The sequence below is a fragment of the Pseudomonas sp. SWRI111 genome, assembly GCF_014268555.1.
In the GTDB taxonomy this organism is placed as follows: Bacteria; Pseudomonadota; Gammaproteobacteria; order Pseudomonadales; family Pseudomonadaceae; genus Aquipseudomonas; species Aquipseudomonas hamedanensis.
Map to the genome: position 1 here is coordinate 273719 of NZ_JABWQQ010000004.1, position 15351 is coordinate 289069.

Consider the following 15351-nt stretch of genomic DNA (forward strand, 5'->3'; position numbering starts at 1 on the left):
CCACTGGCCCGCCGCGTTGCGGGCCTTTTTGCGTCTGTCATGAAAATCTCACGCGTGAGTCATTGATGGCACTTTGCATTGGTTGTAGTGTGGCCCACGCGTGAGATGTTCATAACCGGGTCATAGCCATGAAAAGCCGCTCTACGACGACTGCCGCCGCAAGCCCCAAGGGCGAGCGAGCCAAGGCGTCCGCGAAAAAACCGTCGAGCTTCTACATGAAGCAGATGCGCGCAGGCTTGGCCGCCGCCGGTTATGTCAAACACGAAACTTGGGTGCTTCCGGAAAACCGAAGCTTGCTCAAGCAAATGGAGCAACAGCTACGCCAACCGATTCTGGCTGGCTCTTTCATGTCGGAGAATTACATGAGCGCAGGCAACAACTGGACCATCGACAGCCTCTTCAATGCCCTCAAGGCCCTGGACGAGGTGGTTTCCCAAGAGATTTCGCTGTCCCTGATCCAGAGCTCCGAACCGAGCATCAAGCTGGAGATGAATGAATTCGGCGGCCTGCCGATTCACATCGCCCTCGCCGGCCAACAGATCATTGTCGACACCGTGCTGGTGGACATCGATTCGATCAGCGATGTGCACGCCTTCAACGATGCCGTACTGCGCAGCCGCGAAATGTTCCCGCTGTCGTCGATCGGTATCGAGTCGATGCCCAACGGCCAGACCGTTTACAACATGTTCGGCGCCCTCAGCGCCGATTCGAGCCTGACCAACATCGTCACCGAGGTGAAAACCCTGGTCGACAATGTGCAGCGCGCCAGCGAAGCCTTCGAACACTTCTTCAAGTAATCAACAGGGAATATCCAATGACTCAGTCCATCTGGAGCAAGTTGTTCACCGCGTTGCGCGGCGGCGCCAATGAAGTCGGCGAAGCCATCGCCGACCAGCAGGCCCTGCGCATCCTCGATCAGGAAATCCGCGACGCCGACAGCGCGCTATCCAACGCTCGTCGCGAACTGGTCACTATCATGGCCAAGCACAAACTGGCCGCCGACCGCGTCAGCGAATACGACGCCAAGATCAAGGACCTCGAAGCCAAGGCCGTTGCCGCGCTGAACGCCGGCCGCGAAGATCTGGCCCTGGAAGTGGCCGAAGCGATTTCGACCCTGACCAACGACCTGGATGCCGAGAAGAAGCTCAGCGATGAGTTCGGCGCCTACGCCGAGAACATGCGCAAAGACATCAGCAAGGCCGAGTCGCGAATCAAAAGCCTGCGCCAGCAAGTGGACATGGCCAAGGCCCGCGACAGCGTGCAGAAGGCGCAGGTCAGCGCTTCGATTGCCAGCGGCGGCGCCAACGGCAAACTGGAAACCGCCGTCGGCACGCTGAACCGTCTGCAAGCCAAACAGCAGCAACGCGCGGCCGAACTCAGCGCGGCGGACGAACTGGCAGACGCCTCCACCGGCAACGACCTGGAACGCAAACTGCGCGACGCCGGCATCACGCCGAACGAAGGCAGCGCCAATGCGATTCTTGAGCGGCTGAAGCAGAAGTCCACGCACTAACTCCGCAATCGTAACTGTGGGAGCGGGCTTGCTCGCGAATGCGTACTGTCAGTCAAATTTCTACTGCCTGACACAACGCATTCGCGAGCAAGCCCGCTCCGACAGGGTTTGCGGCGTGTCGTACACCGCTGCGACCGGTACACTAGCGCCACTTTTTTACACCGAACACCTCCACCCGCTTCAAGGAACGTACCCATGGGATGGTTTAAAGACTTGCTGGGCACCAGCACCTGGCAGACCGCTGCGCCAACGACCACCACTGCCAGTGGCCCGCTGGGCATGGCGCAAGGCAAAGGCGTACGGTTCGACACGACCCTGGCGCTGTTGCTGGAAGGCTCGACCTCGGTGCGGGTGCCGTTCGATCAAGCGGTGTGGAGCGCCGGTTGGGTCGATCTCGGCCAGTCCAACAAACTGCACCGCTATTACATGAACGACGAGGATTTCTGGGTGCAGATCCACGTCACTGGTGAAGACCAGATCGAGTCGGTCACCCTCTTCAATTACCTCAGCTACGTGACGGTCAACAGTGACGCCGAACTCCAGCGTCTGGCCGGCCCGAACAGCCTGATCGGTCTGCCGGGCTATACCCACGACGGTGTCGAATACACTCGCGAGTGGGGCACCGAACAGGGCCAGACCGAACTGGTGCCGATGACCGAACACGTGGCCAACCCGGACGAGTCCTACACCATCAAACACCACTCGATACTCTATGCCCGCGACACCGGCCTGACCGATCGCCGCGAACTGCTGCTGTTTTCCGTCGAACAGGACGAAGAAGGCACCGTCAGCCTGAGTACCTCGCTGGGCATCTCGCTGTACACGACTGATTTGAGCGCCATTTAAAAAAGGAAGTTTTTCATGCTGGAAGTGCTGGCCGTTTCCCTGAACAAAACCGCACTGGTCGGTTTTGTCGTCTACCTGATCGGCGCCGTTTTGCTGTTCATGCTGTTTCAATTCGTCTATACGCGCATCACCGCGCACAAGGAATTCGAGCTGATCCGCGCTGGCAATACCGCGGCCGCTATTGCCCTGTCCGGAGCGATCATCGGCTTCGCCATTCCGGCGAGCAACGTGATTGCCTACTCGGTCAACGTGCTCGACTTTGTACTCTGGGCAGTCATAGCGGCGGTCGTGCAATTGCTGGCGTTCGTCGCTACGGGGCTGGTGCTCAAGGGCACGTCCCAGCGCATCGCCAATGGCGAAGTCGCCGCCGGCATTTACGTGGCCGCCGTGGCGATCAGCGTCGGCATGCTCAATGCCGCGTGCATGACCCCCTCCAACTGATCGGCAGGACGCCTTCGATGAAACGCAGCAAATACGTGCAATTGTCCCTCGCCGCGTCGGTGGCGATGGCCATTTCCGGTGAAGCCGCGGCGGTGGATCAGCCGCGCAGTTTCCAGAGCGTCGAACAATGCGTCGATGCCGAACTGGCCGCCGATGTCTGCTCCAACGCCTACGTCGCCGCTCTGACCGAACACCGGCGCATCGCCCCGGCCTACACCGACAAGGCCAAGTGCGACGCAGACTTTGCCGCTGGCTGGTGTCAGAAAAATTCCGATGGCCGTTTCGTGCCGAAACTCGGCGGTTTCAAAGTGCCGCAGAGCGGTGACGCGCCGCAGAATCTCGACGCCATCGCCGATGCGCAGATGCCGGCGGGTGACGCCGCATCAGTGCAGGGTGCGAACACGTCGCAGGTTGCCACTGGCGGCGGCAACGGCTGGCTCACCGGTTGGCTGATCGGCAACGCGATGAGCAACAACGCCAACCGCACCGTCTACCGCGACCGTGAAACGCGCCAGCCGTACAACACTTCGACGCAATACCGCAGAGCCGAAACGACGACGCGCAGTCAGGTGGATTACGAGAGCAGCAAAAGCAAACCGGTGAACGTGGCTTCATCGACTTCGCGCGGCGGCTTCGGCAGCCAGTCCAGCGCGCGCAGCGGTTGGGGTGGCTGGGGCAGCAGCTCCGGGCGCTCGAGCAGCTGACATGAAAAAGATCCATTGCGCCGAGCGCCCCGACTGGAAACACACCGCCGAAAGCCTCGGTTTCATGTTCCACACCATCGACGACGAACCCTATTGGGACGAAAGCGCCTACTACCAGTTCAGCCTCGCGCAGATCGAAAACGATCTCGAAGATCCGACCACCGAACTGCATGAGATGTGCATGGACCTGGTCGAGCGCGTAGTGAACAGCGAAGAGTTGCTGGATCGCCTGAGCATCCCGGCGGCGTACTACGACATGATCCGCACGTCCTGGCGTGAAGGTCATCCGCATCTGTACGGTCGCATGGACTTCTCCTACAACGGCAGCGGCCCGGCGAAACTGCTGGAGCTCAACTACGACACGCCGACCAGCCTCTACGAAGCGGCGGCGTTCCAGTGGGGCTGGCTGGAACAATGCATCGAACGCGGTACCCTGCCGCGCCATGCCGACCAGTTCAACAGCATCGACACCCGGCTGCATCAAGCCTTTGCCGAGTTGCAATTGAAGCGGCCGTTCTACTTCGCATCAATGAAAGACTCGGTCGAGGACAAAGGCACCACCGACTACCTGCGGCTGATCGCAGAAAAGGTCGGCATCGAATCGCGGCACATCGATATCGAGGACATCGGCCTGACGGCTGAAGGTCGTTTTGTCGACCTGCAGGATCGCTGGATCCCGCACCTGTTCAAGCTGCACGCCTGGGAATTCATCTTCCACGAACCGTTTGGCGCGGCGATTGCCGAGTGCGATACGCAGTTTTTCGAGCCGGCGTGGAAGGCGATCCTGTCGAACAAAGGTGCGTTGCCGCTGCTGTGGGAACTGCACAAGGGCCATCCGAACCTGCTCGCCGCGCACCTCGATCCGAATCCGGCCGGCGCCGTGCCAAGGGGCTGGGTGCGCAAGCCGTACTTTTCCCGGGAAGGCGCGAACATCGAACTGCAAACAGCGGACGGTCTGATCGTAAAAGAGGACGGACCTTACACCGATGCGCCGTTCATCCTGCAAGAGTTCGCGCCGTTGCCGAAGTTTGGCGACAGCTACACGCTGATCGGCTCCTGGGTGATTGGCGATCAGGCGGCGGGGATTGGCGTGCGCGAGGACAACAGTCTGATCACCAAGGATTCCAGCCGGTTCTTACCGCACCTGATACTCGACTGAAGCACTTATATCCCAGTGTCGGCTTGGCGGCGATGACGGACCTCGGTCGCCTCATTGGTTGATTGATCCGGGCCATCGCTGGCAAGCCAGCGCCCACACTCAAGCGGTACCCTGAGCGGTTCGTTCATCCTGTGCACGATCCCACAAACGCACTTGCAGGCTGTTATGCACCGCCGTTGCGCAAACTGCCGCCTGGCCTGTAGCGACGCTGATTTGCTTGAGCGAGTCGACGACATCCCCGACCGCGTAAAGCCCGTCGATCGATGTGCGTTGGTGGCTGTCAACGCGCACAGCGCCCTCCTCGTCGACCCGCGCACCCAGTTGCACCGCCAGCTCCGAGCGGTATTGCGAGCCGAGCGACGGATAGACGATATCGAAGCAAAAGGCTTCGCCCTTGCCCACCGTCACGAGAACTTTGCCATCGCTCACTTCGATGCCCACGACCCGGCCATCGATCAGGCGTATCCCGGCGTGCCGCGCTGCCGCGACTGCCTCCTCACACGCTGGGTTATCACCCTCGACCAGCACCGTTACGCGGTCAGTGAAGTTGCGCAAAAACAGTCCGTGATTAATCGCGCAGTGTGCTTCGCCATACACCGCGACGTTGTCACCGTTGATTTCGTAGCCGTCGCATATGGCGCATAGCCGAATGACCGACTGTGCGATGCCGTCGTAAGGGCGATCCATTTGCGGCAGGGTATCGACGATTCCCGTTGCCAGCACCACGCGGCGCGCGCTCAGCGTTCGGCCGTTGAGTTGCGCAACGAAACCGGTGCGGTTCTTGAGCAGACTTTCCACGCGCCCGGCTTCAATCGTCGCACCGTAAGACACCGCCTGCTCGCGCAATCGGCGGAGCAAGTCGTGACCCGATATACCTGGCGGGAAGCCGGGGTAATTGTGCGAAAGCGGAATCAGGCTCGCACGACTTTGCCCGCCGTCGGCAACCACGACTCGCCGGTGGAAGCGGCTCAGATAAACCGCCGTGGTCAGCCCTGCGGGGCCGGCACCAACAACCAGGCAATCGACGTCGACATGATCGGCCTTGGCAGAGGCTGATTCGGGGCGATCAAAAACCTTGCGATATTCGTCTGGATTAACTGACATGGCCTGCCCTCCTGAATGTTTTCTGACCCCGCTTGACTGACGACAGACAGATCGCGCGATCACCTCCGTTCGCAAACGGCAACGTCCGATGAGCGGTAACGTAAGTCGATGAAATGCAGCTTTTTTTCCGCTCGTCTGCTCAGGCGAAGCAGTTTCGAACCACGTCGCAACGCCATGGCTCGCATTTACATGACCCGCCGCATTCAATCCGTAAAAACTGATAAGACGCGACGCGGCGGATCCTTTGAAGTGCCACTGCCAGGAGTTTTCGCGATGTGTGAGTACATTGTTCAACATGATGTCGCCGAGGGGTTCGAAGCGCTGCTTGCCGCAACGCAGAATCAAAGTATCGGGAGTGCAATTGCGGTGGCGGACAGCAGCCTGCACCGAACCTGCGAACCGCAGGACAGCCAACACGTGATCAAGCCGAACATGCAGGTCGATGCCATACGCAGCCGCAACGGGGTTCTGGAATGCATCAAGGTTCGCTGGGGGTGGAAGCCTTTCTGGTCGATGGGAACAATGCCGCCGATGACTCACCTGCCTCTGCATCTGGTGATGCGTTCGAAGGTGTTCGACCGGGTCAAGCGCGACGGGCGCATGCTCATCGCTGTCGACGGCTGGTATGAAGCCTGCGAACCCGAGCAATCGAAAAACAACCACCGCCTCAGCTACACCACCTCGCGCCAGAGCGCACCGATTTTTCTCGCGGCGCTGGCGCAGGCCAGTGAACAATTCAATGGTTGTGACGGACTCACCCTGGTCACCCATGATGACAGCGCCACCAAGCAGCAACGCCTGCTGGCATTTACTGCCGAGGACGCACGGGTGTGGCTACGTCCCGATCTGCAATGGGAGCAGGCGCAGGAGCTGGCCATGCACATGGCACTGGCAGAACCGCAGTTGGAGCATGTCCTGGCCTCGCCGCGCAGCCTGCGCGGGCGATGAGCACGAACATGTTCTTTATCCAGGGCCGCTCGCGACCTCACAAGGCCACGTCGAGCGACCCTCCATCAATCCGCAAACGCTCAGGCACCCCGCCGTTGCGATTCGTGAGGATGAAACATGCAAGCCCCTCGTGAAGTCACCTACAGCCTGTTCCCTGCAATCGAAGAACCGCGACGCAGCGGTACGCTGGAAGTCGATGAAATCCATACCCTCTATTGGGAAGAAAGCGGCAACCCTGACGGTGTTCCCGTCGTGTACTTGCACGGTGGCCCCGGCGAAGGGGCTCCGCCGGGCAAGCGTCAGTTCTGGGATCCGGATTACTACCGCATCGTGCTGTTCGATCAACGCGGCGCCCTTCGTTCGACGCCCCTGGGCGAGCTGCGAAACAACACGACGCAGGCGCTGGTCGACGATCTGGAAAAACTGCGCGAACATCTGAACATCGAAAACTGGCTGATAACCGGAGGCTCATGGGGCACTACCCTCGCGCTGGCCTACGGCGAGACCCATCCGCAGCGCTGCCTGGGTTTCATCTTGCGCGGCGTGTTCCTTGGCACCGAAGACGAGATCGACTGGTTCATCCACGGCATGCGTCGGTTTTTTCCGCGTGCCCATGAGGATTTCGTGAACTTCATCCCCGAGGAAGAGCGGCAAGATTTGCTACAGGCCTATCTCGAGCGGATGACAGGCGACGACGAGAAATTGAGCGGCGAAGCCATTCGCGGCTGGGTCCGCTACTCGGCCAGTTGCTCATTGTTGCGCCACGATCCCGACGGCGTCGAAGACCAGGCCGCCGATGAACAAACCAGTACCGGTCTGGGACGTCTTGATGTCTGGTACTTCAAAAACCGTCTGTTTCTTGAGGAAGACCAACTGATAAACAACCTTGAGGCAATCAAACATCTCCCGTGCAAAATTATCCAGGGTGGGCACGACATGATCGCCACGCCCAATTCAGCTTTTCGTTTGCACAAGGCTTGGCCAGACTCGGTGCTGAAGATCATCAACGACGCCGGACATTCGCCATCGGAGCCGGGGATTGTCAGTGCGTTGATCGAGGCGACCGAACAGTTCAAGGAATCGGGGAAGTTCTGCTGAAGCGAAGGCATGGCAACAGAGCTGGCCGAAGGCTTCGTCCTCGACATCACATTTCCAGAGTGCAGTCACCTGCCGTACACGCGGACGTATCTGCAAGCCAATAAAAAAGCGAAGCCAAATGAATGGCTTCGCTTCTTATGTCTACGGTTCTGAAAGCTGCGGATCAGAACGGAATATCGTCATCAAAGCTGTCGAAATCCGCAGCCGGTTGCGGTGCAGCCTGCTGAGGGGCCGGCGCCGAACGCTGCTGTGGAGCCGACTGTTGCGGGCGTGGTGCCTGCTGACGTGGCGCCTGCTGCTGGTAGTTATTGCCGCCGCCTTGCTGCTCGCCCTGTTGTGGACGACCGCCGAGCAATTGCATGGTGCCTTGCATGTCGACCACGATTTCGGTGGTGTAACGCTTGATACCGTCTTTTTCCCACTCGCGGGTCTGCAGCTTGCCTTCGATGTAAACCTGCGAACCCTTGCGCAGGTATTCGCCGGCGATCTCGGCGACCTTGCCGAACATCGACACACGATGCCACTCGGTCTTCTCGACCTTCTGACCGGTTTGCTTGTCGGTCCATTGTTCGCTGGTGGCCAGACTCAGGTTGGTCACGGCGTTACCGTTCGGCAGGTAGCGAACTTCGGGATCCTGGCCGCAAGTGCCGACCAATATGACTTTGTTAACCCCACGGGCCATAACGTTCTCCTAAGCGTCGCACGCAGCTCCGGCCGGGTTGTTCACCAGGCGTTCGAGGGTGGTGCGATCCACTAATTCTTTGTCCAGTTTGATGTAAACAGCCGCTTCGTCAGCGACTATCACTGCATCTGTTACCCCTACCAGGGCCTTGAGGCGCTCGACCAGACCCGCTTCGCGGATCGCTTCGGGCGACAACGGCAAGCGCAGGCTCGTCACGTAGGGAGGTTCGCGCATGGTAACAGCAAAGGCCAGCCAAAGTGCAGCCAGCGCGGCGCATCCGAGGAACACAACCGACAGACCGCCGTGCTGGAACAACCAGCCGCCGAGTATCCCGCCAAGTGCCGAACCGAGGAACTGGCTGGTGGAATACACGCCCATGGCCGTGCCCTTGCCACCTGCCGGTGAAACCTTGCTGATCAGCGATGGCAATGAAGCTTCCAGCAGATTGAACGCAGTGAAGAACACCACCGTACCGATCACCAGAGCCCGCAAGCTGTCGCCGAACTGCCAGAAGAATAGCTCAGTCAGCATCAGCGTCATGACGGCGCCGAGCAAAACTCGTTTCATTTTGCGTTTCTTCTCGCCATAGATGATGAACGGGATCATCGCGAAGAAAGAAATCAGCAGTGCGGTGAGATAGACCCACCAGTGCTGCTCCTTGGGCAAACCGGCTTTTTCCACCAGCGCCAGGGGCAAGGCGACGAAGCTCGACATCAACATCGCATGTAACACAAAGATCCCCAGATCGAGCCGCAGCAGGTCGGGGTGCTTGAGCGTCGGCATCAGTGCCTGTCGCGCCACGCCGGACTCACGATGCTGCAATGGCCCGGTGGAGCGCGGCACCATGAACATGATGATCAGGATGCCAACCAGCGCCATCCCACCGGTGGCGAGGAACAATCCGGACAGCCCGAACGCGCTCGTCAACAAGGGGCCGACCACCATGGCCACGGCGAACGAAAGGCCAATGGTCATGCCGATCATGGCCATGGCTTTGGTGCGATGCTGCTCGCGGGTCAGGTCTGAGAGGAGCGCCATGACCGCCGCGGAAATCGCTCCGGCACCTTGCAGGATCCGACCGGCGATCACGCCCCAGATCGAATCGGCTTGAGACGCGAGCACACTGCCCAGAGCGAACACGATCAGCCCCAGGTAAATCACCGGCCGACGGCCGATGCGATCGGAAATGACCCCGAACGGAATCTGGAAAATGGCCTGGGTCAGGCCGTAAGCGCCAATCGCCAACCCGATCAGGGCCGGGGTCGCTCCCGCCAGGTCCATGCCATAAGTCGCCAGCACCGGCAACACCATGAACATGCCAAGCATACGGAACGCGAACACCAGAGCCAGACCGCTCGCCGCGCGGGTCTCGCTGCCACTCATGCGTTCGCTGTGGGGATCGTGCATGGAAAAACCTCGTGTGAACCGGCGGCGATTCTACCAGTCCCATCGAAAGACGGGGTAGATCGCGACGCTATGACGCGTATAGATGAAACTCTCTTCATCCAGTGCAAAAAACCCGCTGTTTGATAGTGTGCATCCATCCAGTATTTGGCCGTATACTCCTACGTTTTCGACGCCCGCCAAGCGAGGCCACTTTGGACAAGATCCTGATACGTGGGGCCCGTACCCACAACCTGAAGAACATCGACCTGACCCTGCCACGGGACAAACTGATCGTCATCACCGGCCTGTCCGGATCCGGCAAGTCGTCCCTGGCGTTCGACACGCTGTATGCCGAAGGTCAGCGTCGCTATGTCGAATCGCTGTCGGCCTACGCCCGCCAGTTCCTGTCGATGATGGAAAAACCCGACGTCGACACCATCGAAGGCCTGTCGCCGGCGATCTCCATCGAACAGAAGTCGACCTCGCATAACCCGCGGTCCACGGTCGGCACCATCACCGAAATCTACGACTACCTGCGCCTGCTCTATGCACGCGTCGGTACGCCACGCTGCCCGGATCACGATATCCCGCTGGAAGCGCAGACCGTCAGCCAAATGGTCGATCTGGTACTGGCCCAGCCCGAAGGCAGCAAGCTGATGCTGCTGGCCCCGGTGATCCGCGAGCGCAAGGGCGAACACCTCTCGGTCTTCGAAGAGCTGCGTGCGCAAGGCTTCGTTCGCGCCCGGGTCAATGGACGGATCTGCGAGCTCGACGAGTTGCCGAAGCTGGATAAACAGAAGAAGCATTCGATCGATGTGATCGTCGACCGCTTCAAGGTCCGCGCCGACCTGCAGCAGCGCCTCGCGGAGTCATTCGAAACCGCGCTGAAGCTGGCCGACGGCATTGCCCTGGTCGCGCCGATGGACGACGAGCCGGGCGAAGAAATGATCTTCTCCGCGCGCTTCGCCTGCCCGGTCTGCGGCCATGCGATCAGCGAGCTGGAACCCAAGCTGTTTTCCTTCAACAACCCTGCCGGTGCCTGCCCGACCTGCGATGGCCTGGGCGTTAAACAGTTCTTTGATATCAAGCGACTGGTCAACGGCGACCTGACCCTCGCCGAGGGCGCGATTCGCGGCTGGGACAGGCGTAACGTCTATTACTTCCAGATGCTCGGCTCGCTGGCTTCGCACTACGGTTTCAGCCTGGAAAAGCCCTTCAACGAACTGCCGGCCGACCAGCAGAAATTCATTCTGCACGGCAGCGGTTCGCAGAACGTCAACTTCAAATACCTGAACGACCGTGGCGATATCGTCAAGCGCTCGCACCCGTTCGAAGGCATCGTGCCGAATCTGGAACGCCGCTACCGCGAAACCGAATCGGCGAGCGTGCGCGAAGAGCTGGCCAAGTTCCTCAGCCATCAGGCCTGCCCGGATTGCCGCGGCACCCGTCTGCGTCGCGAAGCACGGCATGTGTGGGTGGGCGAGAAAACCCTGCCGGCGGTGACCAATCTGCCTATCGGCGATGCCTGCGAATACTTCGGCGCGCTGAAGATGACCGGGCGACGCGGCGAGATTGCCGACAAGATTCTCAAGGAGATCCGCGAGCGCTTGCAGTTCCTCGTCAACGTGGGCCTGGACTATCTGTCGCTGGATCGCAGCGCCGACACGCTGTCTGGTGGCGAGGCGCAGCGGATTCGTCTGGCCAGCCAGATCGGTGCCGGCCTCGTCGGGGTCTTGTACATCCTCGACGAACCGTCGATTGGTTTGCACCAACGGGACAACGACCGTTTGCTGGCCACGCTCAAGCATCTGCGTGACATCGGCAACACCGTGATTGTGGTCGAGCATGACGAAGACGCGATCCGTCTGGCCGACTATGTCGTGGATATCGGCCCGGGCGCCGGTGTGCACGGCGGCCAGATTGTCGCCGAAGGCACACCGGCCGAAGTCATGGCCCACCCGGACTCCCTGACTGGTAAATATCTGTCGGGCCGGGTCAAGATCGAAGTGCCCGCCAAGCGCACGCCGCGCAACAAGAAGCTGACGCTGTCGCTCAAGGGCGCACGCGGCAACAACCTGCGCAACGTCGACCTGGAAATCCCGATTGGTCTGCTGACTTGCGTCACCGGCGTATCCGGCTCGGGCAAGTCAACGCTGATCAACAATACGCTGTTCCCGCTCAGCGCCACGGCACTCAATGGCGCGACCACGCTGGAAGCTGCGGCTCATGACAGCATCAAGGGCCTGGAGCATCTGGACAAGGTCGTCGATATCGACCAGAGCCCGATCGGTCGCACTCCACGCTCCAACCCGGCGACTTATACCGGACTGTTCACACCCATCCGCGAACTGTTCGCTGGCGTTCCCGAATCGCGCTCCCGTGGCTACGGCCCGGGGCGCTTCTCGTTCAACGTCAAGGGCGGTCGCTGCGAGGCGTGCCAGGGCGACGGCTTGATCAAGGTGGAAATGCACTTTCTGCCAGACATCTACGTGCCTTGCGATGTGTGCAAGAGCAAGCGCTACAACCGCGAGACCCTTGAGATCAAATACAAGGGCAAGAGCATCCACGAAACCCTCGAAATGACCATCGAGGAAGCCCGGGAATTTTTTGATGCGGTGCCGGCGCTGGCGCGCAAGCTGCAAACCTTGATGGATGTCGGCCTGTCGTACATCAAGCTCGGGCAGTCGGCGACAACCTTGTCCGGTGGTGAGGCGCAGCGGGTCAAACTGTCGCGCGAGCTGTCCAAGCGTGACACCGGCAAGACCCTGTACATCCTCGACGAGCCGACCACCGGCCTGCACTTCGCGGACATCCAGCAATTGCTCGACGTCCTGCATCGCCTGCGCGACCACGGCAACACTGTGGTGGTGATCGAACACAACCTCGACGTGATCAAGACCGCTGACTGGCTGGTGGACCTCGGTCCTGAAGGCGGTTCCAAGGGCGGTCAGATCATCGCAACCGGTACACCGGAGGAAGTGGCCGAGATGAAGCAATCTCATACTGGCCACTACCTCAAGCCACTGCTGATCCGCGACCGCGCTTAAACGCCGGGCATGAAAAAGCCCCTGTCACTTCAACCGTGACAGGGGCTTTTTTGTAGCCGTTGCAATCAGGACGCGTGGGATTGCAGGTAGTTCTCAAGACCGATCAACTTGATCAGACCCAACTGCTTTTCCAGCCAGTAGGTATGGTCTTCTTCGGTATCGTTGAGCTGGACCCGCAGGATCTCGCGGCTGACGTAGTCTTGGTGCTGCTCGCAGAGTTCGATGCCTTTGCACAGCGCCGCGCGGACTTTGTATTCGAGGCGCAGATCGGCTTCGAGCATCGAAGGCACAGTAGTGCCGACATCCAGATCATCCGGACGCATGCGCGGTGTGCCTTCGAGCATCAGAATCCGGCGCATCAACGCATCCGCGTGACCGGCTTCTTCTTCCATTTCGTGGTTGATTCGCTCGTAGAGCTTGGTGAACCCCCAGTCCTCATACATCCGCGAATGAACGAAATATTGATCACGCGCGGCCAGTTCGCCGGTCAGCAACGTGTTGAGGTAATCGATTACGTCTGGGTGGCCTTGCATCGCCCTACATCTCCCTACTTGAAAGTCTGTAGTTTGAACCAAGCTGACCGGAAGGTCACTCGCCTGGCGCAATAAAAGCGAAGATTTTCTGAGAAAACAGGGCTAAATAACGCAAAAACCGCCCAAATGAGGGCGGTTCTGCTTCTCGTTTAGACTTCGTTAAGCTGTACGTTGAGCAGCGTTGCGATTGCTTCTCCATACGCCGGGTCGGCTTTGTAGAAATGCTGCAACTGACGGTCGACAACGTCGCTTGAAACGCCCGCCATCGCACCGGCGATGTTGCTGACCAACAAGGCCTTCTGCTCGTCGCTCATCAACCGAAACAACGCGCCGGCATGGCTGTAGTAATCGGTGTCTTCGCGGTGGTCGTAGCGATCAGCCGCACCGCTCAAAGCCAGCGCAGGCTCGGCATAATGCGGCGCTTGTTTCGGCGCCTCGATGTAGCTGTTCGGCTCGTAATTTGGCGCTGCGCCGCCATTGCTGCCGAAGGCCATCGAACCGTCACGCTGGTACGTGTTTACCGGGCTGCGCGGGGCGTTCACCGGCAATTGCTGGTGATTGGTACCGACACGATAGCGGTGGGCATCGGCGTAGGCGAATACGCGCCCTTGCAGCATCCGGTCCGGCGAAAGGCCCACGCCTGGGACCATGTTGCTTGGGCCGAACGCGGCTTGCTCGACTTCTGCAAAGTAGTTCAGCGGATTGCGGTTGAGCTCAAGCTCACCCACTTCCATCAGCGGAAACTCTTTCTGCGACCAGGTCTTGGTGACGTCGAACGGGTTTTCGTAATGAGCCGCTGCCTGGGCTTCGGTCATTATCTGGATGCAGACGCGCCATTTTGGGAAATCGCCACGCTCGATTGCCTCGAACAGGTCACGCTGGGCGTAATCCGGATCGGTGCCTGCCAGACGTGCAGCGTCTGCCGGTGCGAGGTTCTTGATGCCCTGTTTGGTCTTGTAGTGCCATTTCACCCAGTGGCGCTCACCACGAGCGTTGACCAGGCTGTAGGTGTGACTGCCAAAGCCGTGCATGTGGCGGTAGCCATCCGGAATGCCGCGATCCGAGAACAGAATCGTGACCTGGTGCAGCGCTTCGGGGGAATGCGACCAGAAATCCCACATCATTTGCGCACTTTTCAGGTTGCTTTGCGGCAAGCGCTTTTGCGTGTGGATAAAGTCAGGAAACTTCAACGGATCACGGATGAAGAACACCGGGGTGTTGTTGCCAACGATGTCCCAGTTGCCTTCTTCGGTGTAGAACTTCAGCGCAAAACCGCGTGGGTCGCGCTCAGTGTCCGCCGAGCCGCGCTCGCCGCCCACAGTAGAGAAGCGCAGAAAGGTCGGCGTTTGCTTGCCTACCGCTTCGAACAACTTGGCGCTGGTGTATTCGGTGATGTCACGGGTCACGGTGAACGTGCCATAAGCGCCCGAGCCCTTGGCGTGGACACGACGCTCGGGAATGTTTTCACGGTTGAAGTGGGCAAGCTTCTCGATCAGATGGAAGTCGTCGAGCAGCAGCGGGCCACGTGGGCCGGCGGAGCGAGAATTCTGGTTATCAGCGACAGGTGCGCCACTGGCGGTCGTAAGCGTTTTGATCTGGCTCATGCGGTCTTCTTCCTCTGTCAGTCTTGAAACTGCCGGCTAATCGGCTTGGGGGGAGTATCGATCATCAGCGCGACGGCCACAAATTCATTAACTTGCGGACATCGATAGATAATTTCTAATTAAGCTTCCCGGCACATAGTGACGCCAGAACAATGACAGAAGCTTGTACGAACCGCGCATTTCCTACAGACACAAAAAACCGGGCACTAGCAGACTGTGTGAAAACGCAATCTGCCCCGGTTAAATACAAATGCCCCGACTTGTCGGGGCATTTGTATTTCTGAAA

Annotated in this window: 14 protein-coding genes; 9 read left to right on the plus strand and 5 right to left on the minus strand. The window is 59.6% G+C overall.

The genetic code is table 11. From position 1 onward, the window contains the following. Nucleotides 1-128 precede the first annotated feature (128 nt). The 6 genes from HU755_RS08185 to HU755_RS08210 all read left to right on the plus strand — a co-directional run bounded on the left by HU755_RS08185 (nt 129) and on the right by HU755_RS08210 (nt 4663). Nucleotides 129-797 carry a YjfI family protein gene (locus HU755_RS08185; RefSeq protein ID WP_186546726.1) on the plus strand — a complete coding sequence of 223 codons (669 nt, stop codon included), beginning with the start codon at nt 129-131 and terminating at the stop codon, nt 795-797. A 17-nt stretch (nt 798-814) separates the two neighbouring features. Continuing rightward, nucleotides 815-1513, plus strand: a complete 699-nt coding sequence (locus tag HU755_RS08190) for a PspA/IM30 family protein (protein WP_186546725.1) — start codon at nt 815-817, stop codon at nt 1511-1513. Nucleotides 1514-1708: 195 nt separating this feature from the next. After that, nucleotides 1709-2359 carry a DUF2491 family protein gene (locus HU755_RS08195; protein ID WP_186619547.1) on the plus strand — a complete coding sequence of 217 codons (651 nt, stop codon included), beginning with the start codon at nt 1709-1711 and terminating at the stop codon, nt 2357-2359. Nucleotides 2360-2374: 15 nt separating this feature from the next. Further along, nucleotides 2375-2800 carry a DUF350 domain-containing protein gene (locus HU755_RS08200; RefSeq protein WP_186546723.1) on the plus strand — a complete coding sequence of 142 codons (426 nt, stop codon included), beginning with the start codon at nt 2375-2377 and terminating at the stop codon, nt 2798-2800. A 17-nt stretch (nt 2801-2817) separates the two neighbouring features. Next, nucleotides 2818-3504: a DUF1190 domain-containing protein gene (locus HU755_RS08205; protein WP_186631375.1), complete on the plus strand. Its 687-nt coding sequence runs from the start codon at nt 2818-2820 to the stop codon at nt 3502-3504. A 1-nt stretch (nt 3505) separates the two neighbouring features. Further along, nucleotides 3506-4663, plus strand: a complete 1158-nt coding sequence (locus HU755_RS08210) for a glutathionylspermidine synthase family protein (RefSeq protein ID WP_186631378.1) — start codon at nt 3506-3508, stop codon at nt 4661-4663. Between the two features lie 99 nt (nt 4664-4762). Here HU755_RS08210 and HU755_RS08215 read toward each other — a convergent pair whose 3' ends face one another. Continuing rightward, nucleotides 4763-5767 (minus strand): NAD(P)/FAD-dependent oxidoreductase, encoded by a 1005-nt coding sequence (locus HU755_RS08215; RefSeq protein ID WP_186631381.1) that lies wholly within the window; start codon nt 5765-5767, stop codon nt 4763-4765. A gap of 273 nt (nt 5768-6040) precedes the next feature. Here HU755_RS08215 and HU755_RS08220 point away from each other — a divergent pair, with 273 nt between their 5' ends. After that, nucleotides 6041-6715, plus strand: coding sequence for an SOS response-associated peptidase family protein (locus tag HU755_RS08220; protein WP_186631384.1), 675 nt, complete (start codon nt 6041-6043; stop codon nt 6713-6715). 117 nt (nt 6716-6832) lie between these two features. After that, nucleotides 6833-7813, plus strand: a complete 981-nt coding sequence (pip, locus tag HU755_RS08225) for a prolyl aminopeptidase (protein ID WP_186546718.1) — start codon at nt 6833-6835, stop codon at nt 7811-7813. Nucleotides 7814-7976: 163 nt separating this feature from the next. On the opposite strand, the gene HU755_RS08230 is transcribed toward pip, so the two are convergent. Together HU755_RS08230 and HU755_RS08235 are read right to left on the minus strand one after the other, a co-directional pair. Beyond that, on the minus strand, nt 7977-8495 hold the full coding sequence (locus HU755_RS08230) for a single-stranded DNA-binding protein (RefSeq protein WP_186546717.1): 519 nt from the start codon (nt 8493-8495) through the stop codon (nt 7977-7979). Between the two features lie 9 nt (nt 8496-8504). Beyond that, complete coding sequence (locus HU755_RS08235) at nt 8505-9902, minus strand: MFS transporter (RefSeq protein ID WP_186546716.1); 1398 nt, start codon at nt 9900-9902, stop codon at nt 8505-8507. 191 nt (nt 9903-10093) lie between these two features. On the opposite strand from HU755_RS08235, the gene uvrA reads away from it, so the two are divergent. Then, nucleotides 10094-12928: an excinuclease ABC subunit UvrA gene (gene uvrA, locus HU755_RS08240; RefSeq protein WP_186631387.1), complete on the plus strand. Its 2835-nt coding sequence runs from the start codon at nt 10094-10096 to the stop codon at nt 12926-12928. A 65-nt stretch (nt 12929-12993) separates the two neighbouring features. Here uvrA and bfr read toward each other — a convergent pair whose 3' ends face one another. Next, the gene (bfr, locus tag HU755_RS08245) at nt 12994-13461 is read right to left on the minus strand and encodes a bacterioferritin (protein ID WP_186631390.1); all 468 of its coding nucleotides are present in this window, start codon (nt 13459-13461) and stop codon (nt 12994-12996) included. A gap of 149 nt (nt 13462-13610) precedes the next feature. After that, nucleotides 13611-15065, minus strand: coding sequence for a catalase (locus HU755_RS08250; RefSeq protein WP_186631393.1), 1455 nt, complete (start codon nt 15063-15065; stop codon nt 13611-13613). Nucleotides 15066-15351 lie beyond the last annotated feature (286 nt).

Coding starts and splice junctions, on each gene's coding strand:
- HU755_RS08185 (WP_186546726.1), top strand. CDS start 129: ATGAAAAGCCGCTCTACGACGACTGCCGCCGCAAGCCCCAAGGGCGAG.
- HU755_RS08190 (WP_186546725.1), top strand. CDS start 815: ATGACTCAGTCCATCTGGAGCAAGTTGTTCACCGCGTTGCGCGGCGGC.
- HU755_RS08195 (WP_186619547.1), top strand. CDS start 1,709: ATGGGATGGTTTAAAGACTTGCTGGGCACCAGCACCTGGCAGACCGCT.
- HU755_RS08200 (WP_186546723.1), top strand. CDS start 2,375: ATGCTGGAAGTGCTGGCCGTTTCCCTGAACAAAACCGCACTGGTCGGT.
- HU755_RS08205 (WP_186631375.1), top strand. CDS start 2,818: ATGAAACGCAGCAAATACGTGCAATTGTCCCTCGCCGCGTCGGTGGCG.
- HU755_RS08210 (WP_186631378.1), top strand. CDS start 3,506: ATGAAAAAGATCCATTGCGCCGAGCGCCCCGACTGGAAACACACCGCC.
- HU755_RS08215 (WP_186631381.1), bottom strand. CDS start 5,767: ATGTCAGTTAATCCAGACGAATATCGCAAGGTTTTTGATCGCCCCGAA.
- HU755_RS08220 (WP_186631384.1), top strand. CDS start 6,041: ATGTGTGAGTACATTGTTCAACATGATGTCGCCGAGGGGTTCGAAGCG.
- pip (WP_186546718.1), top strand. CDS start 6,833: ATGCAAGCCCCTCGTGAAGTCACCTACAGCCTGTTCCCTGCAATCGAA.
- HU755_RS08230 (WP_186546717.1), bottom strand. CDS start 8,495: ATGGCCCGTGGGGTTAACAAAGTCATATTGGTCGGCACTTGCGGCCAG.
- HU755_RS08235 (WP_186546716.1), bottom strand. CDS start 9,902: ATGCACGATCCCCACAGCGAACGCATGAGTGGCAGCGAGACCCGCGCG.
- bfr (WP_186631390.1), bottom strand. CDS start 13,461: ATGCAAGGCCACCCAGACGTAATCGATTACCTCAACACGTTGCTGACC.
- HU755_RS08250 (WP_186631393.1), bottom strand. CDS start 15,065: ATGAGCCAGATCAAAACGCTTACGACCGCCAGTGGCGCACCTGTCGCT.